Source organism: Actinopolymorpha alba DSM 45243 (assembly GCF_000373925.1).
GTDB classification, from domain to species: domain Bacteria; phylum Actinomycetota; class Actinomycetes; order Propionibacteriales; family Actinopolymorphaceae; genus Actinopolymorpha; species Actinopolymorpha alba.
The window spans coordinates 20,542-39,185 of sequence record NZ_KB892773.1; the positions used below are offsets into that span (position 1 = coordinate 20,542).

Consider the following 18,644-nt stretch of genomic DNA (forward strand, 5'->3'; position numbering starts at 1 on the left):
TTCTTTCCGCGCTGTGGATAACTACGGAGGCGCATCGTATCGTGCCGCTGAGCGAGTGCCTGCCGCGCGCGGCTCGACGTGACCCAGGTGGGCTCAGCAGGATCAGGCTCTAAGGTGACGGCGTGGAATACACCCTGCTCCAGGCGTACAACACCACCCCTGGCGACCTCGAGGACGCCATCAAGCTGCTGGCGCCTGACTGGGTGGGTGGGTCGGCCATCGACCACACCGATTTCTGGGTCACCGTGCCGATGACCGAGGCCGCGGCCCGGACCTTGGCGCCGCTGCTGGCCCCACTGGTGGGCGTACGCATCGTCACTGTCACCGTCGACGCCGACCACTGCCGGCTCTCACTCACCCGACCAGACGCAGCACCGATCGGTCCGGTCGACGGCCGTAGTACGGAGCAGGTTGCCGAGCTCGCGACCGCGCTGGGCAAGAAGAACGGCGCGGAACTCGCCGGCGTCCTCGCCTCTCCCAAACCACCCGCCGAGCGGCATCGAGACGCCGCCGGTTTGCTCGGGCTCCCGTTCCCTGACACCGCTCTTCGCGGCCGGGCGGGGGTGCTCGTGGCGTGGGCGCCGGCCACGACGGTACGCAACCTGCTGCCGGTCGAGGGGCACGGCGCGTGGGTCGTCCCGCACGGCCCGAACGCCTGCCTCGTGGTGGCCGACGGGTCAGGCTGGGCGCCCCATCCGGGGACCTTCTCCGAGGCGTTCACCGCACAGAACGCCCGAGCGCTGCCCTCGATCGGACTCAGCTGGGGGCAGGACCCGACGCTCTGGCTGTCGGGCGACGGGTCCGCTACTCGCGTGGAGCTGACCACGCAGGACCCGAAGAACCTCGCGTCGGCGGCCGCCGGCCTCGCCTCGGTGGTTGGGCGGCCCGACGTCGAGTCCGATGCCAGCAAGGCGCTGTCTCCTGGAAGGGATCCGACGTACCAAGCCACGGATCTGCTCCGCCTCCTCGGTGTGAGCGAGGTGCCGGCCGGCGCGCCCGTCGAGGAGCTCGCGGCCTGGGCCGCCAGCCAGGAGGGCGCCGTCCGGGTCGAGGCGAGGGCGGGTACGTCGCTGTCGCTGCGGCACGCCGACCCGTCGGCGCTGGCATCGACGTTCCGGCACCGGCGCACCATCCGGAGGGTACGAAAGGTCCTCGTCCTGCTGGCTGTTGTGGCGGGGTTCGGGCTGGTCTTCGTGGTGAGCGAGCGGCATTTCGGGTGGGCGCTTCCGGCCGCTGGTGCGCTCGCTGTGCTGCTTGTCAGCTGGGTTCTGCTGAAGCGACTGCTCCCGCCGGCCGGCTCCCGTACGCCGTGAGCGGGGTCGGGCTCGCGGCGGTCAGCGCACGGCGATGTCGTCGAGCCGATCCATCGGGACCTTCTTGACCTGAACCGTTTCGAGGCCGAGGAGACGCGCCTTCAACAACCGGTGTACGCCGTCCAGAAGCGTGAGTCGTTCAGGTCGGTCGAGCACATGGAGCGGGTAGCGCAGGTCGGCCCCGAGGGTGCGGGCGTACTGCTCGTGGTACCGCTCGGGATCGGCGGCCACCTCGGCCGGGCTCACGGCGAAGAACTGTCCGTCGTACGCCCACATCGGTAGCTGGAGCTGCCAGTCGAGTTCGGCAACGGCGACCTCGGTGACCACCAGGTCGAGCGCCCACAGACGTTCCATATCCCAGTGGAAGTCGAGGGTGACGTCCTTCAGCACCGGCGGGAGAAGGTGCTGCAGCGGGAACGGCCGGCGAGGTCGCGCGGAAGTCATGGCCGGACACCGTATCCGGCCGGAACGCCCCGACCGCCCAGCGACGCCGCGTGGTCAGCGGCCGCTCCGGGTCGGTGGATAGACCTGCACCTCGGCGAGGCTGAGGGCGCGGGTGGCGTTCAGGTGGATGCGCAGATAGCGGCCGGTCACGCCCGCCTCGGCCCGCACCACGGTCGGGCGCCCGGCGATGGCGGTCTCGTGCGCGTGCCACGCACCCGGCGTGCGCAGGGACTCCTCGACCGTCGCACCGGTGATCGGCTGGTCCGCCACGATGACGTAATAGTCGCTCAGCCGGCTGCCACAGCAGTCGGTGCGGTTCCAGAGCCGGATCTCACCGATCGGGTACTCCCGCCCAAGGTCGACCTGCCACCACGGCTGGTCCTCCCACCCGTCGGCGGTGTGGGTGACCGACCCGTTGGCGAACGCGCCGTCGACATCACCGTCCACGGCACGATCCGCGGTGCCGCCCCAGTCGGTGGTGGACTGCTCGGCCGGCTGGCGCAGGGCGAGGTTCGCTGGATCGAACCACACCCGCCCGCCCGCGTCGAATGCCCGCCGACCCTCGACGTACCCCAGCGACACCTCCATGGGTACGTCGTCCGGTACCGCGTCCTCGGGCACGGTGACCCGCCAGGCCAGCCGCTTGGTCTCGCCCGGCCGCACGGCGGCGTACGATGTCGGAGTCAGCGGCTCGGCCGTCACCCCGTCGGGCACCCGCAGGCGGGCGCGAACCTCCGTCGCCACCGAGCGGCCGGCGTTCGTCACCGCGTACTCCAGCGTCTGCTCGTCGCCAGGCACCGTCTCCACAATTACCTGCGAGGGGACGACGGCGACGCCGGTGACCGCGGGTTCGACCGTCCAGACCTGCGGCCGGTCACCGTCGAACGGCTCCTGCCGGACGGCGCCGCCCGCGGCGGAACTGACCGGCGTCAGCAGCTGGCCGCTCGGCATCGACCGCAGCCGGTAGCCGTCCCCGCCGCGCTCGAGGTAGAAGCCGGCACCGGGCGTGGCGCAGTCGCCCAACCCGACACCGGTCTCGGGCTTGACCCAGCTGGTGACCCACGCGCAGGCGCCGGTCGCGACGTTCCGCAGCGTGTACCGGCCGGCGGGGTCGCTGTCGATCAGCCAGCGCTGGTGGGCGCTGCCGTCGGCCGCCGCCTGCACGAGCGCGGGTGAGCGTCCGGCCTTCGCCGTCTCGAAGCTCAGGAGCTTGCCGGTCGCGGCGTTCCGCACCGTGTACGCCTCGGTGGTGACCGGCGTCGGCGTCCGATAACCCGGCGCCTGCCCGACCGCCGCGGTGATCGGTTGGAACTCCTCGTACGTCGCGGCGAGCCGTGGCCCACCCCAGACGTTCGCCGCGAACGGGTACATGCGCGCGTTGAGGGCCGGCTCCAGGTCGTACTCACTGGTCGTCTCCTGCGGCGGCCACACCGCGAGCTCCGCCCCGAGGAGGCGCGGGTCGTCGGCCGGCAGGACGTCGCCGCCGTGGAACTCGTTGACCCGGAAGTTCTCGTACACCCAGTCGTTCCCGGCGTTCAGGCGGGACCCCAGCATGTAGAGGTTGAGGTGGGCATTGATCAGCCGGTTGCCGTTGGCGGCGAGCTGCTTCGGTGTCAGCCGGCCCTCCTGGGCGATCCAGTGCTCCACGACGATGTCGGGGTCGAGCCTGGTCTTGAGGCCGCTGAAGAGCTGGTCGTTCCAGACGTACATCGTGCGCCCGGCCGGCGCCAGCACCTCCCGCCGCATCCAGTTGAACTGCAGCGGCATCACCTCGGCCGCAGCGGCGTCCGGCCCCACCTCGGCGCGGGCGCGGTCGACCAGCGACGGGAACTGCTGGAACGCCGCCGCGGACGAGAGGTACTCGTCCCCACCCGCGTGGAAGTCCGTACCCCCGAAGACGTCCATCGTCGCCTCGACGACCGCGCGCATGTGGGCGTACGCGACCGGGTTTCCCATGTCTACGTTGTCGGCACGCGGGCCGTTCTGGTTGGAGAGCACCAGGTCGGGATGGCCCTGCAGGTGGTAGGACGCGTGGCCGGGGAAGTTGACCTGCGGGACGAGGCGGACGTGGTGCCGCTGGGCGAACGCCGCCAGGTCGCGCACCTGTGCGGGCGTGTAGCGCGGGCGCTGCCAGGTGTCGAACTCCCTGAACCCGGGGAGCTCCACCATCATCTCGACGTGCAGGGTGTTGAGCTTGAGGTAGCTCAGCTGCTTGATCAGGCGCTTGAGATAGTCGGTCGACCAGTACGTCACGCAGTTGCAGAACGACACCCCGCGGTAGGCGTGGTCGGGCCAGTCGCGGGCGGTGCCGCCCGGTAGCTTGCCGGTTCGCGGGTCCTTCTGCGTGAGCAGCTGGAGGGTCGAGCGGGTGCCGGCCCAGATGCCGGCGGGGGTGGCCGCCGAGATCCGTAAGACTGGGGCGACGGTGAGTTGGTACGCCTCGGCGCTGCCCAGGTCCTTCAGGTCGGGGTCCAGCCGCAGCTCGATCTGACCCGGACGGGCCGCGCCGGTCGCCACGTCCACCGTCCGGCCGGTGAGCGCGGACAGGTCCTGTGCGAACACCCGGGCGTCGGCGGCCAGCTCCTTCGCCTGCTTTTCGTCGAGTACGACGGACAGGGCCGGGCTGACGACGAATCCGTTGCCGCCCGGTGACCATTCCTTCAACGCGGGGACGGTCCACGGCTGCTCGCTTCGGGGCGCGGCGGCGGGCTCGGCGGTCGCGCCTCGTGGCACCAGCACGGTCGTGAGGAGGGCAACCAGCACACCCAGGGTGATTCGCCTGATCATTCGATCAAGCTGACCAAGGAACGCCTGATGATCAACCGCTCTGCCCGGCACTGGACAGCGAACCGGGTGCGCGGACCTCTGCCCGGCCCCGTCTGACGCCTCCCTCGAGCTGGCCGCGGAACCTGGACCACGGGTACGACGCGGCCGGAGCAGCTGCCGGCGGAGCCGTATGGAGGCTAGCCCCAAGTTGGGTCCGAAAAACGTAGACCTCGCGGCTCTTCGGTCCACGTTTTCGGACCGAACCCGCGGAGACGGCCCGCCAACTGGACACAGCCGCCGACGATGAGGCCCACCATGATCAAGTCCGACAAACTGTTCACCGGAACCGTCCGCGGTGAACAGTTTGTCGGACTTGATCACGACCCAAGAGAGGACGCGGCCGGTTGAGCGTCGATCAATCTGGTGACGCCGACCGAGGTTTCTGGCATGATCCCCCCTTTGTGAACGCGCCCGGGACCGAGTCGCGTTGGGGTGGGGTGGGACATGTCTGTTTCTCGTAGGGGGCTGCTGGGCGGGGTGGCGGCTGCCGCGACGGGTGCCGTCGTACTCAACCGTTCAGAGGCCGCCGCGGCGGCTGGTGACGCGCCCACCATCGACAGTTACCGCGCGCAAGTCGTGGTTGTCGGTGGCGGAGTCGGCGGGATCGCCGCCGCGTTGGGAGCTCTGCGTACCGGCGTCACGGTCCTGCTCACCGAAGAGACCGACTGGATCGGCGGGCAGTTCACCACCCAGCTTGTTCCGCCCGACGAGCACCAGTGGATCGAGCCGAGTGTCGGCGCTCAGGGACAGACCCAGTCGTACAAGAATCTTCGCGCTGCGGTTCGCGCGTTCTACAAGGCGAACTACCCCGTCACCACTGCGTTCAAGTCGAACGCGGAACCAAATCCTGGTGACGCGTGGGTGTCGCGCCTGGCCGCCGACCCGGCGGTGTGGCGGACCTGCCTCTGGAACCTTCTGATGCCGTACATGGCGGGCGGCAAGTTGCACGTGCTGTTCGGTCATCGGCCGGTGTCGGCGGCGATGCTCAACGGGAAGATCCAGTCGGTCGCGTTGAAGGGGCCCGATGGTACGACGCGCTACGCGTACGGTTCCTACTTCATTGACTCGACCGACCTGGGTGATCTGCTGCCCCTGACCGGCGCCAATCACACGGTGGGGCGGGAGAAGGGCGGCGCCCAGTCATCCGGCGGGACCGGCGAGCTGAACAACTCCAACCCCACGGCTGATCCGATGGACCAGCAGGCGTTCACCATGGTGATGGCGGTCGGTTATCGGCGTTCCACCGGCGACAATCGCATCAGCAAGCCGGCCAACTACGAGAAACACCAGCCCACCTTCAAGACGTTCTTCGCGTCGAACCTCTTCGATCCGAGCAAGGACTACTCCTGGGCTGAGGGGCCGAACTTCTGGCAGTATCGCCGGGTTGCGGCGCTCGGCAGCTTCTACTCCGGCTCGCATCTCGAAGAGGTCTCGCTGCTCAACTTCGCCTGCAACGACTTCAAGTCCGGCGCCATCCTCGCGGTCGACGACGCGACCCGAACCGCGAATCTCGCGGCCGCCAAGGAACTCTCGCTGTCGATGCTCTATTACCTGCAGAACGAGGTTCCGAAGCCGAGTGGGGGGACCGGCTATCCGGCGCTGCGGCTGCGCCCGGACGTTTCGGGGACGCTGGACGGGATCGGTAAGTCGCCGTACATCCGTGAAGGGCGCCGGATCCACAGCATCGGCCGGATCTTCGAGTGGCAGGTCGGAGTTGACAACCGTGTCGCTCTCACAGGCGTGCCTGACACGAAGGGATCGGCTGTGCAGTTCGGCGACGCTGTGGGCACCGGGCACTACTGGCTGGACATCCACGGCGGACCCAAGAATCCCAACGGTTTGTGGCGGCGCTGCTATCCATACCAGATTCCGTTGATGGCCCTGATCCCCAACAACATCAGCAATCTGCTGGCCGGCGGTAAGTGCTTGGGCACCACACACGTGACGAACGGCGCTTTCCGGCTCCACCCCACGGAGTGGAACATCGGCGAGGCCGCTGGGGTGGTCGCGGCCTTCTGTATCAAGGAGAAGACCGATCCGCGTACGGCGCGGTCAAGCCGGATGGCCGAAATCAAGAACCTGCTCAGCTCGCAGGGCGTCCAGCTCTCCTGGCCGACGGCGACGCGGACCAAATGGCTTCTCCCGCAAGGCTTCCGCAGCTAGCGGTCTTCACGATCTTCGTCACATTCATCTTCTTCAGGGGTGGGAGAAACATAGTCGTGTCTTCGTATCGGAGTGCTGGCTGGCGGTTGGGCGGAGTGACGTCCGCCGTCCGGCTGGTGTGTGTCACTCTCACCGTGTTACTGGTTGCTTCGGTCCTGGGCGGCGTGGGCTCCGTGGTGGTGTCCGGAACTGCGCAGGCGGCCAGTAAGACGCCGCTCAAGTTTGTCCCGCTCGATCGGATGACGTCGCTGCAGACACTTGCGATGACCTCGGGGCAGACCGCCGAGGTGCAGGTGACCGGCCGGGCCACGGTGCCGAGCAACGCCAAGGCCGTGCTGCTGGACCTTACGGTGTCGAAAGGCTCAGCGGCCACGCAGGTGACGGTGTGGACGGGTGGGACCCGTCCAGTGTCAGCGAACCTGACCGCGCCAGCGGCTACGACCGTCCAGAACTCCGCGGCCGTTGAGGTTTCAGATGCTGGATCGGTCCAGGTGTTCAACGAGTCCGGCACTCTCACGGTGGCCCTGGCAGTGCAGGGATACTTCGTTGATGACGGACCGTCGACCCCTGGTGGTTTCGTTGCTACGAAGTCGACTCGGTTGCTGGACACGCGGAAGACCGCCAGGATCCCGGCTGGCGGGACGCTGGATGTCAGGATCGCAGGTGTGTCCGGCGTTCCGAGGGATGCCAGCTCGGTATTTGTGAACCTGATTGTGGAGAAGCCCGGCGGCTCGGGCGCGGTGGGGATCTACAAGAAGGGTGTCGCTCCGACCGGAGCCGGGCCGGTGTTCTTTTCGGGTCGATCCGTTGCCCAGACAATTAACGTCGCCCCCGACGTCAATGGGTATGCCACCGTGAAGAACTTCTCCTCCACGGGACCCATGGACGTGATCGTGGATGTCCAGGGCTACTTCACCGGTTCACCTGCCAATGGCAATCCGTTCAACCCGGTGGCTACCCAGGTTTACGATTCGCGCAACACTGGTGGGAGTCCGGTGCCGGGCGGCGGGGTACGGACGATTCAGGTAGCTGGGGTCGGTGGGCTTCCGGCCGATGGCATCAGTGCGGTGTTCGCCAATGTGACGGTTATCTCGCCGTCGTCTCTCGGTGGTATCCATGTGTGGAATCCCGATGAGCCCGAGCCGGGTATCAACAATGTGGTCTTCCAGTCAGGCGTCAATCAATCCACCATGATCGCGGCGAAGGTCTCGGCGGACGGCAAGCTCGCGATTGGTAACCGTGGCACCGGCGATCTCCACGTGGTTGTCGATATCCAGGGTTGGTTCTCTGGCCCGGTAACCGTGCCGGCCAGCGATGGCGGCGAGTATCGGCCGCTGCAGCACGCACGGATTGTGGACACCAAGAATGGAACGGGCGGATACACCGGCACGATCGGTCCGAACAAAACGCGCTCATTCAAGGTCACTGGTGTCGGAGGTGTGCCGAGTAGCGGGGTATCCGCGGTGGCACTGATGGTGACGGCGACAGATCCGTCGGCAAACTCCTGGATCACGGTGTGGCCCACCGGTGAGCCTCGGCCGAATGTTTCGCAGGTTTCGGTCGGCACGGGATCTGCGGTGTCGAACACCGTGATCGCCAAGGTCGGAGCCGGTGGCCAGGTCGATGTGTTCAACCGGTCGGGTGCGGTCAACGTTCTTGTGGACGTGCAGGGTTACTACACCGATAGCACGGCGGCCAAGGGCGGCGGCACGTTCGTTCCGGTGGACTTGCCCCGGATCTATGACACCGGAAGCGGTACTGGCGGGAGTACCACACCGCTGACCGGCGGGGAGACCCGTGAGGTGCAGGTCTCCGGTGTCGGTGGGGTACCGGCATCCGGCGTTGTTGCGGTCGCGGTGAACCTGTCAGTGGCGAGCCCGTCGACGGATGCGGAGTTGACCGCTTTTGCCTCGGGAAGCGCGAAGCCAGCGGTGACAACGTTGAACGCAACGGCGGGCGCGGATACCTCGACGTTGGCGCAGGTGAAGGTGGGCGCGGACGGGAAGATCGCGGTGTCCGCCACGGGTAGTGGGCAGATGCGGCTGATGATCGATGTGGAGGGCTACTACCTCGACAAGACTCAGATCAGCCGGGAACTCTATGTGCCGCTGAGCCCGCGCCGCATCTATACCTCGGCCACGGATTTCATCGCGCATGAGTCCCGATCGATCAGGATCGCCGGCGCGAAAGACTCTGAGGGAAACGTGGTGATTCCCGCGACTGAGGTGACCACGGTAGTAGTGTCGATAACGGCCACCCATCCGGCGGGTAAGGGAAGTCTGAGGGCTTGGCGATTCCTTGAGTCCAGGCCTGACGTGACCTTGGCCAGTTATAACGTCGTGGGTGCGGATGTGACCGCGACGGCGATCGTGAGGCTCGGAGGAGCCGGATTTCTCGATATCCAGACCACTGCCGCGGCCGGGATAACCGTAGATGTCCTGGGATACTTTCAGGCCAGCAAGCTCACGCCGGTGGTCCTGGCAACGCCGAGCCTGATTTATTCCACAGGTGCGGAACTCAAATGGACGGCGTACCACGACGAGAGTCCGGACGACTTCGACGACCTCGATGAATACCAGCTGCACCGGAGCGTCAACCAGAACTTCACGCCGTCCGCGGCCACCTTGGTAGCACCGATAAAGAAGGACGTCACGACCTTCACGGACGAGACCGCCAGACCGACACCGGCTGATGATCCGGATCCTTTTGGTACCACCTACTACTACGTGGTGGCGGTGAAGACGAAGGACCGCCGACTCACCCACTCCAAGCACCTGGCGGTGCGGCTGCCGAAGGCTGGAAGGATCACCCGGGTCCTACAAGGTCCAGAGGTCGCCACAGACACCACGCTGACGAGTGGGCAACCATCAGCCGCTCATGATGTGCTGGACGGTAAGGCGCAGCTGATGACGGGCAATGACTCGCCTACGTATGGAAACTCACGCGCGGCGGTGAGGTTCGACATCTCACAGATTCCTGCTGATGTGGTGGTGACGGATTCCGAGCTGAGTCTGTGGACGATCGGCGCTTCCGAACCCGCTGGGGCTGTTTATCAGGCACACAAGCTGACGCGCGGCTTCAACCAGGCCACGGCGACGTGGAACAACGCCGATACGTCGACAGCATGGACGAGTCCGGGTGGCGACTTCGTCGCGGAGGCGGCGGGCAGCCTGACCGGGGTCGCGGGGCAGGTGCCGACCTGGCGGACCTGGCGGGTAACCGATGCGGTCAAGGACTGGTATGCGGCGCCGTCGACCAACCACGGCCTTCTGCTGAAGCTGGCGGACGAAACCGGCCCGGCCGAGTCCACCCGCTTCATGTCGACCGAGGCCGCCGCCCCCTCTGCCGAACTACGACCGAAGCTGGCCGTCACCTATCTGGAGAGGACCGCGCAGTCGACGTACTACATCCCGGATACGCCGAATTCGATGAGGGAGGGCGGAACGTACTCGGTCGATGTGACGCTGTCGAATCCCACGACCTCGACCTGGCTGGCATCGGATTGGGTCATGTCGTACCGATGGGCATGGCCAGACGACACCGATGCGACGAACAGCGAGAACCAGCTGCAGACAGCGATCTCGAGAGATCTCGGGTCTGGCGAAACGATGACTATGCGTGCGCAGGTAAAGGCGCCGATCCTAGAACCGGGTAACCTCCAGGTCGGTTACTGGTTGAAGTGGGAACTCTTCAACAAGGCGACTGGAAAGTGGCTGTCGGAGACGGAGCAGATTCCTTCGCTGGACCAAGTGGTGGGCGTTAGCTAGTACGTCGCCAGAGGTCGGGGTGGCGAGGAGGTGGCAGTGATGTTCACCTCCTCGCCGCAGTGCGCGCAGCGCCCACATCTTGACGAGGTGTACGTCATGATGCGTTACAGCGAACCGCCTGAAGTCGGTCGTGAGGCGCCTCGGGCCTCTGGCTCGCATTCATGGCCGCCTAGATGCCGACCTGACCCTTCGAGCTGTGGAGCGGCTTCTTGAAGACCCGACCATGGATGATGCTGAGGGTAGGTACGCACGCGCCTCGGACCTGGCAGGCGCTGGATAATGCTGCTAGGTGAGTTCCAGGCTGAATTTCCGTGGGGACTGCTGTTAGTTACGGACGCAGCATCGCGCGAAGAGATACCGACCTGGACTGCACCAGGGGAGATGGTTGCGGCCGCCTCGACTGCCCTTGTTGCTCGGGTCAAACACCAGGACGAAGGTGAGGTTCTTGTACGAGTTTGGGATGACTCGAGCGAGGTTCTGGGTAGACCTGTATTCAGCGGTGTGATTGAACTCCCGAGTGGGGTGTTAAAAGTTTCAGACGCCCTCGGTGATAATTCGATCGAATTGTCAGCAGAAGGCGTGGTAGAACATGTCGAGATATATGCCGGATCGCGTGGCGCTGACGAAGTCCATCTTGTTGTAAGGAGCGTTGAGGGCGATTTGAGAACCTGAGTCGGCTGCTTGAGTCGACGACCGAGGAGGCCGCGACGGCTGCCTATTGGGAGCTCGACAACCGTGTCGTGGTGCAGGGCCAGTTGTTCGAGTCCGCGAGGTTCGTGGTTGCTCCCATCTTGGCGGCCATTGGCTCCTACGGCCTCAGTGACTACGCGCGATTACGAGCGGTTGACCTGCTTGTCGAGATTGCGCTCGGGGTGCCGGACCAGTCCGAGGATCGCACGGTCGTTACTGGAGAACGCCCAGTCAGCTGCCGTGCGGGGGAGAGCCGCCGGACTGCTCGGCCGACATCTCTTCGCCTACGTCGAGCGGGCGGGTGGCCGACGTTGGGTCGGAGAGAGAAGGTACGCACGCGGCGGTCCACCAAATTCGGTGGACCGCCGCGCGCACCCTTCTGTCGTTCGTAAAGCCGGCCGTCAGGGGCCAGTGATCCCGTGGATCTGGTAGGGGTACGTCTCCTGCTGCCAGGTGGTGGTGGCGCGGCCGGTCGGGTTGACGTCGACCTGGGGGACCCGGCCGTCGGTGGTCAGCGTCTTCGCCGTACCAAACGAACCCGTCCGGCTGATGAGGCGGCTGAACACCTGCTGCGTCTTGTACGGCGCGTCCGGTACATGCGCGACGACCATGCCGTCACCGTCGTCGTCCAGTGCGATGTCAGGCCGGTCGTACAGTCCAAGGCGGGTGATCGCGCCGAGTGTGCCGGTACGCGTGAGGCTCCGGCCGAACAGCTCGATCTGATTGCTGCTGTTCCGCCGGGTCCACACCAGCACCGAGTCGCCCTCGAGGTCACTCGCGAGCGCGTGGTGGAAGCCGACGTTGTCGGTGGACGGCGACACCGCGATCGGGGTGCTCAGCGTGTTGGTGCGGCCCCAGCGAGAGGCCCAGACCCGTGGGCGCTGCCCACCGGCCGAACGGTAGGTGATGACCGCGTCGCCGTCCCGGTCGACGGCTGCCTTCACCATGCCGAAGCCGCCCGACGAGGCGATCGTGGTCGTCAGTGCGCGGAGGCCGGAAACGTAACCAGGCTTGACCCGCTTCGCGACAACCCGCATGTTGCCCTCGGTCCAGGCGACCACCGCCAGGCCGGTGCGATCAATGGCGATCGCCGGTGGGTCTGCGGCGCCCGACCCAAGGACGAGCGTCGGCCCGACCGTGCCGTCCAGGTTGATGTGCCGGGCCACCGTGTAGATCGCGCCGTTGCGTACCTCCGACCAGGCCGCGATCGCGGTACCTGTTGGTGAGACGGCTACGACGGGGTTCATCGCGGGCGCGGAGGTCGAGAGCGTCCGCAGTGTGGTGAGCGCGCCGGTCTTCGAAACCCGGCGGCCGACCACGTGCCCGTCCTGCTCCCAGACCACCGCCGAGTCGCCGTCGTCGTCGGAGTCGACCATAGGCCACGCGACGTTCTTACCCAGGGCCGAGAGGTTCATGATCGCGCCCATGGAGCCGGCGGCGGTCCTGATCCGAGCCTGGACCTGGTGGTAGCAGTACGTCGCTGCGCTGTCGCACGCCTCCCACACCAGGAGCGCGTCGCCCTGGCGGTCAACCGCCACCTGCGGCCAGTCCGTTGCCGTCCAGCCGTTGGCGGACACCTTCCACGCGGTCGTCCAGGCGGCCTGCGCGGGGGCCGATCCGGTCACCGTCAGTGCCAGCGCGCCAGCCAGTACGCCGGTGCTGGCGGTGAGGAGACGACCGGAGACGGATCGGCGGCCAGGCCCACGCCGCGTACCCCGGCGCCACCACGGCCGCTGTATCGGGCGAGCCGGACCGGAATCGACAGACTCCGACGGATCGGATGCTTTCATACACAAACCCCTAGAACGTCATGTCGGAAATGGGACCCGGAATGTCTACAGCACATCGGAATCCTTTGCATCCATGAGGTCCCGGCTCGGGCGAATTGCCCCTTATCCTCTCCTCCCAAAAGTTTCTGTTATGAGCCCAATCCCACAGCTTTGCCCTATTCCGCAGGACCTCATCGGCGGAAAATGATCGTTCTGAGAATCCGGACAACCGGAACCGGCCCGGCCGCAGCGGTGTAGAGAGAGCATCCACAGAACGAAGCTGCGCAGAAGGAGACGCCAGGGGGCCCGCATCAGCGATTCCGCGGAAGACGCCGACGAGGCGGTGATCACCCGCGTACGCTCCGGCGATCAGGAGGCGTACGCGGTCCTGGTGCGCCGTCACACGGCCGTCGCCTACCGCACCGCGGTGCTCCTTGGCGGGGGCATGGACGCCGAGGACGTCGTACAGGTCGCCTTCGTCAAGGCGTACCACGCGCTCGGCGGCTTCCGCGACAACTCGGCGTTCCGGCCCTGGCTGCTGCGGATCGTCGCGAACGAAACGCGGAACGCCGTACGCGCGAGCAACCGGCGGCGGGCCGCGACCGCACGCGTCAGCTGGCTCGGGGACGACGACCTCCTGGTCCCCGACCCCCTGACGGAAGCGCTGTCGAGCGAGCGTCGGGCGCAGTTGCTGGACGCGGTGCGTGACCTGCCGGAGGCACAGCGGCTCGCGGTCACCTGCCGGTACTTCCTGGAGCTGGACGAGGAGGAGACGGCGACCGTGCTGGGGTGGCCGCGCGGGACCGTGAAGTCGCGGCTCCATCGCGCGCTGCGGCGACTGCGTACCCAGCTGGAGGGCTCGACGCACCCGATGCCGAAGGAGGGCGCCGGCCATGACCGCTGACCGCCTGCCGGACGAACTCCGCGCGCTCGGGCGGACGATCGCGACGCCCCCGGTCGACCACGAAGCGGTCGCCGCCGAGGTGCTGCGTCGGCTCGCGGGCAGCCCTGCCCCGGTTACGCCGAAGCGGTGGCGCCGCGCCGTGTCCTGGGTGGCCACAACCGTGCGGCAGCGGCGCCGGCGGGCGGTCCTCGCCGTCGTCAGTGGGCTGCTGCTCGCCCTCGTGCTGACGCCGCCGGTACGCGCGACGGTCGCTGACTGGTTCGGATTCGCCGGCGTTCTCGTACGCTTCGGCCCCTCGCTGCCTTCCGCCTCCGTCTCGGTGCCGCCCGCGGTCGCGGCACCCTCGGGCCCAGCGCCCTCGACGGCGGGGCCCTCGGCGACGGTGCCCTCGGCGACGGGGACCCTGGATGAGGCAGCGCGTCGGGTCGGCTTCAGCCCCGTCGTTCCCCGCATGCTCGGTGCTCCGGACGGCGTCGAGGTGTCCGCGGACCGCCGGTTGCTGTCGCTGAGCTGGCGTGAGAACGCCGGCACGCTGCGGCTGGACGAGTTCGAGGGACGGCTGGCGCCGCTGTTCTTCAAGACCGTCGGTGGCAGGGGTGCGGAGTACGTCTACGTCGGCGAGCAGTCGGCGCTCTGGTTTCCCACGCCGCACGAGGTCGTGCTCATCGACAAGGACGGCGGGGAACGCCGCGAGTCGGCGCGCCCGGCTGGTCCCACGCTGGTGTGGGAGTCCGGCGGCGTCACACTGCGGCTCGAGGGGGTGCCGGACAGGAAGCGGGCGGTCGAGATCGCGGAGTCCGTGCCCGAGCCCGGAACCAACGGTGGAACCCGCTAGCGCTCGGCGGTGTACCTGAGGTGTCGGAATGACCTTCCCGGCTCTCGAGGAGCACCCATGCGAAGCTCCACAATCCTCTCGCCAGACCGTCCCAGTCGATCCGTACGCCTCGCCACCCGCCGGATGAGGCACATCATCACGGCTCTCCTTGCCCTCGTCGCCACCCTGGCCGGCACGCTGGTGCTAGGTCAGCGACCAGCCGCGGCGGGCGGACCCACGAGCGTGCTGATCGTCGCGCCGGAGCAGGCACGGGTCACGGGGATCTATTACTCGGACCCGGCGTACAAACGGCTTGAGGAGGCGCTCGCCGAGGCGCCAACCTCGGGCGAAAAGGCGCCCCGTGTGTTCTCCGACGAGACCTGGACGTCGGTCAATGTGACCTGGCTGATCCACGACATCACGGCCTGGCGTACAGACCGCGTCCTCGTCCACCCCGCCAGCGGGCAACTGTGGATCAGCACTCGATTGCTCGACGCCGGGCTGGCCGTAGAGGAGGACGGGACCTGGCACCGCTCCCGCGCTCCCGGCGAACTCCTCGCGTTGTTCAAGCGCCTGGGGGTGCTCGACCTCGGTGCGCAGCCGCCAAGAGCCCCCGCGCCGACAGCTACCGCCGAGGCTTCGGCCGCGGCGGACGCCGACCGTCAGGCCGCGATCACCGATCAGGCGGGGAAGCCGAGCAGGGCCGCCGACCCGGCGACGGCGCCCCCGGCGGCGACGGCCGCTCGTACCCCCGTGTCCCCGTCGAGCGGATCCTCGTCTGGTTGGTGGTGGGCGCTGCCCGCGCTCCTGGTGGGCGTGGTCGGGGGTGCGGTGGGTCGCCCAGCCGCCGTACGTCTTCGCCTCAGAATGCGCGGGCGGGAACCCGGCGCGCGCCAGGAGTTGATCGACGTCTGAGGCGTACGCCAGAGCCGCGGGTGTCCCCTCCAGAAAATCTTGATGCAGGGGTGTCGATCCGGTGTCGTGGTGCTCGACGCGTTGGTAGAGGCAAGGTGGGCACGCGACAGACAAGGGAGACAACGATGCGGTTCATGGTGCTGGTGAAGGCGACAGCGGAGTCTGAGACGGGCGTTATGCCGAGCCAGGAGCTCCTGGAGGCGATGGGTAAGTACAACGAGGAGCTGGTGAAGGCCGGCGTCCTGTTGGCCGGTGAGGGGCTGCACCCGAGCTCGAAGGGCGCCCGGGTGCGGTTCTCCGGCGAGGAGCGGCAGGTGATCGACGGGCCGTTCGCGGAGACGAAGGAGCTGATCGCGGGATTCTGGCTGTTCCAGGTCAGGTCGAAGGAAGAAGCGATCGAGTGGGTCAAGCGGTGCCCCAACCCCATGAATGAGGACAGCGAGATCGAGATTCGCCAGGTGTTCGAGGCCGACGACTTCGCTGAGGTGCTCACGCCTGAGCTGCGCGAGCGCGAGGAGCGTCTGCGGGCCCAGGTCGAGGGCGCCTGAAATGGAACGAAGCCCGTGGGAGCGGGTGGCTTGAGGTCAGCTCACTCGCTCCAACCGGCGGCGAACGTCGTCGTCGCCGGAGCCGCTCGCGGGACTGGCGAGGGTCGGGCTCGCGACGGCGGCGGGGCGCACGCCGCCGTCCCGGTCGGGCAGCCACAACCGGGACGTACGCCGGCGGCCGCCCGCGCCGCGTCCGGTGGCCTCGACCGTGACCTCGCGGGCGGCCAGGTGGCCGTGTCCCGCACCGAGGCCGTGCCAGGTGCTCGACCTGATCGCCAACCGCAGTTCGGACCCCGCCCAGTCACCGTCCTGGACCAGGAGGACCGCCCCGCGCTCGCGTACCCGCGCCGCGAGCCTGCGGATCTCAGCGTCGTAGGCCCGGGTCGGTGGCCGCACCACCACCACGTCGAGGACGTCGATCAGCGCGGCGACGGCGCTCAACCACTGGCGTCCAGGCGACGGGACCAGCACGAACCGCGTGAGGTCGATACCCAACCCGGCGGCGGCCTCCGCGCCCAAACCCGGCATCCCGACCACTCCGCACCAGGAGCCCGCCCGCGAAGGGCCGGCGGCGAGGGCGAGCGTGAGCATGGTCGACTTCTCGATGGCGTAACTGGCTCCCCGGCGTAGCCCCTGCCCGGGCAGCAGATCGGCGAACGCCGGCAAGGTGGGCAGGGTCGGGACGGCCCGCCCGGCCGCCGCCGCGGTCGGCTTGGCGGCGAGCTCAGCGCGCAGGTCGGCGAGCACGGCGGCCCGATCGGCGTCGGAGCGCCGCGGCATCCGCGCGACGCCAAGACCGACGCCAACGTCGACACTGGGGTCGACGTCGGGGTCGAGGTCGCCCGCCCGTGAAGAACTCACCACCCCTCGATGGTCGAACATGCGTTCGAGCTTGTCAACTCGCCGTGCGCTCGGATTGGCGTGTCCGTCGAGCGCTGGATCGACGCCGGTCGGGACGGCGAGCGGGGGCGGCCCGACCCGCGCGGTTCGCCACCCGCCTCCCAGGAGTGGCCGTGCCACAACCGCGTACGAACATCGAAAGAATCATCAACGCCGCAAGGGAAAACAGCGCGTAGCTCGCCGGGCCCGATGATCGCCCGGACCCGGCCCGTAGGACCTCTTTGACACGAAACAGGCAGTCGGGCCACCACGCCGCAGCGGCGCGTCTTACTATCGGCCGAACCGCGGTATTGACACGGACGGGATCTGCCGGGGACCGTCAACGCCGCGTCGGCTTCACCACCCCCTCACGGCAGTACCTTCGTACCACCCCTTCCCCCCTGACGACCCTGCTCGATGGGTCTCGTCGAACTCTCCCAACAGGGGCGAGTCTCTTCGGCGGGACCTTGGCCCAATCTCTCTCCACAGGAGCCCACTGTGCCGACCTCTGCCCACCAGGTCATGGCCCTGGATCCCGTTCGGCTGGCCCGGGCGAAGCGCGGCTTCACGACGCGCAACGTCCACCTCCTCGACACCCCCCACGACTGGCCCTGGTCGCTCGTCGACGGGGTCCGCCCGCAGCCTGGTGACCTGGTGCTGGCCAGGGTGACCGGCATCGGGCAGCATGCCTGGTTGGAACGCCCGGACGGGCGGCGGGCGACGATGTACGTCGACGATGAGGTCGTGGTGGCGTACGGCGCCCGCTACGCCCCCGACGCCTTCGAGGGGCTGGTCTCCGACGACCTCGGGCCCTGCGACCTGCTGGCCGGGGGCGGCATCGCCGGTCAGTGCCTCTCCCGCTCGCCCAAGGTGGCCGCACCGACCCGGCTCGAACCCTCCGGCCTCCTCGCGGTCAACGGCCAGCCGCTCAATCTGCGACAGTTCGCGCGGTGTGCCGTCGACAGTCCCGAACCCACGACCCGGCCGCTGCACACGGTGGGTGTCGTCGGGACGTCGATGAACGCCGGCAAGACGACGGCCCTCGCCGCCCTCGTCAGGGGACTGTCCCGGGCCGGGCTGCGGGTGGGCGCGGTGAAGGTGACGGGTACCGGCTCTGGCGGTGACCTGTGGAAGTACGAAGACGCCGGCGCCGAGTGGATCTACGACTTCACCGACGCGGGCTACCCCACGACCTACAAGGTGCCCGTGAACGACCTGGAACGCGCGGCCGCGGGGCTGGTCGACCAGATCGCCCGCCGTGGCGCCGACGTCGCGGTGGTCGAGATCGCGGACGGCATCTTCCAGGCCGAGACCGCGGCCCTGCTCGCGTCGCCCGTGATCCGGCTGCTGCTCGACGGTGTGCTCTTCGCCGCCGGCGACGCCCTGGGCGCGCAGGCGGGAGCGGATCGGCTGCGGTCGTGGGGGTACGACGTCCGCGCGGTCACGGGACGGTTCACCGCGTCGCCGCTCGCCCTCCGTGAGGCCGAGGCGTGCGGGCTCGGGCCCCTGACGCAGCTCGACCTGCAGTCACCGCGGGTGGCGGCCGAACTGCTCGGCCTGGTGTCCTCGGTGTCGCGGGCGGCGGCGGTCTAGAACGAACGCGTACCGGGTT

Annotated in this window: 13 protein-coding genes; 9 read left to right on the forward strand and 4 right to left on the reverse strand. The window is 67.9% G+C overall.

Features of this window, described 5'->3' with window-relative positions:
* Positions 1–122: 122 nt before the first annotated feature.
* Positions 123–1,313, forward strand: a complete 1,191-nt coding sequence (locus B141_RS0125100; RefSeq protein WP_020577947.1) for a hypothetical protein — start codon at positions 123–125, stop codon at positions 1,311–1,313.
* A 21-nt stretch (positions 1,314–1,334) separates the two neighbouring features.
* Here B141_RS0125100 and B141_RS42590 read toward each other — a convergent pair whose 3' ends face one another.
* Positions 1,335–1,757, reverse strand: a complete 423-nt coding sequence (locus B141_RS42590) for a hypothetical protein (protein ID WP_020577948.1) — start codon at positions 1,755–1,757, stop codon at positions 1,335–1,337.
* Between the two features lie 54 nt (positions 1,758–1,811).
* Positions 1,812–4,544: a family 20 glycosylhydrolase gene (locus tag B141_RS0125110; RefSeq protein ID WP_020577949.1), complete on the reverse strand. Its 2,733-nt coding sequence runs from the start codon at positions 4,542–4,544 to the stop codon at positions 1,812–1,814.
* A 483-nt stretch (positions 4,545–5,027) separates the two neighbouring features.
* On the opposite strand from B141_RS0125110, the gene B141_RS0125120 reads away from it, so the two are divergent.
* The 3 genes from B141_RS0125120 to B141_RS49615 all read left to right on the forward strand — a co-directional run bounded on the left by B141_RS0125120 (position 5,028) and on the right by B141_RS49615 (position 11,185).
* Positions 5,028–6,746, forward strand: coding sequence for an FAD-dependent oxidoreductase (locus tag B141_RS0125120; RefSeq protein ID WP_084678503.1), 1,719 nt, complete (start codon positions 5,028–5,030; stop codon positions 6,744–6,746).
* A gap of 95 nt (positions 6,747–6,841) precedes the next feature.
* Positions 6,842–10,513 (forward strand): DNRLRE domain-containing protein, encoded by a 3,672-nt coding sequence (locus B141_RS0125125; protein ID WP_020577952.1) that lies wholly within the window; start codon positions 6,842–6,844, stop codon positions 10,511–10,513.
* Positions 10,514–10,792: 279 nt separating this feature from the next.
* Positions 10,793–11,185: a hypothetical protein gene (locus tag B141_RS49615; protein ID WP_157181266.1), complete on the forward strand. Its 393-nt coding sequence runs from the start codon at positions 10,793–10,795 to the stop codon at positions 11,183–11,185.
* Positions 11,186–11,604: 419 nt separating this feature from the next.
* On the opposite strand, the gene B141_RS46070 is transcribed toward B141_RS49615, so the two are convergent.
* Positions 11,605–12,993, reverse strand: a complete 1,389-nt coding sequence (locus B141_RS46070; protein WP_020577953.1) for a lactonase family protein — start codon at positions 12,991–12,993, stop codon at positions 11,605–11,607.
* 322 nt (positions 12,994–13,315) lie between these two features.
* On the opposite strand from B141_RS46070, the gene B141_RS0125135 reads away from it, so the two are divergent.
* From B141_RS0125135 to B141_RS0125150, 4 genes are all read left to right on the forward strand, one after another.
* Positions 13,316–13,876, forward strand: coding sequence for an RNA polymerase sigma factor (locus B141_RS0125135; RefSeq protein ID WP_020577954.1), 561 nt, complete (start codon positions 13,316–13,318; stop codon positions 13,874–13,876).
* Positions 13,866–14,711 (forward strand): hypothetical protein, encoded by an 846-nt coding sequence (locus B141_RS0125140; protein WP_020577955.1) that lies wholly within the window; start codon positions 13,866–13,868, stop codon positions 14,709–14,711. Before B141_RS0125135 ends, B141_RS0125140 begins: the two co-directional genes overlap by 11 nt.
* Positions 14,712–14,768: 57 nt before the next feature.
* Positions 14,769–15,605, forward strand: a complete 837-nt coding sequence (locus B141_RS46075) for a hypothetical protein (RefSeq protein WP_157181267.1) — start codon at positions 14,769–14,771, stop codon at positions 15,603–15,605.
* A 125-nt stretch (positions 15,606–15,730) separates the two neighbouring features.
* Positions 15,731–16,153 (forward strand): YciI family protein, encoded by a 423-nt coding sequence (locus B141_RS0125150; RefSeq protein WP_020577957.1) that lies wholly within the window; start codon positions 15,731–15,733, stop codon positions 16,151–16,153.
* A gap of 36 nt (positions 16,154–16,189) precedes the next feature.
* Here B141_RS0125150 and B141_RS42610 read toward each other — a convergent pair whose 3' ends face one another.
* Positions 16,190–17,173: a serine/threonine-protein kinase gene (locus tag B141_RS42610; RefSeq protein WP_020577958.1), complete on the reverse strand. Its 984-nt coding sequence runs from the start codon at positions 17,171–17,173 to the stop codon at positions 16,190–16,192.
* A 357-nt stretch (positions 17,174–17,530) separates the two neighbouring features.
* On the opposite strand from B141_RS42610, the gene B141_RS42615 reads away from it, so the two are divergent.
* Complete coding sequence (locus tag B141_RS42615) at positions 17,531–18,625, forward strand: molybdopterin-guanine dinucleotide biosynthesis protein MobB (RefSeq protein WP_020577959.1); 1,095 nt, start codon at positions 17,531–17,533, stop codon at positions 18,623–18,625.
* Positions 18,626–18,644: the final 19 nt, after the last annotated feature.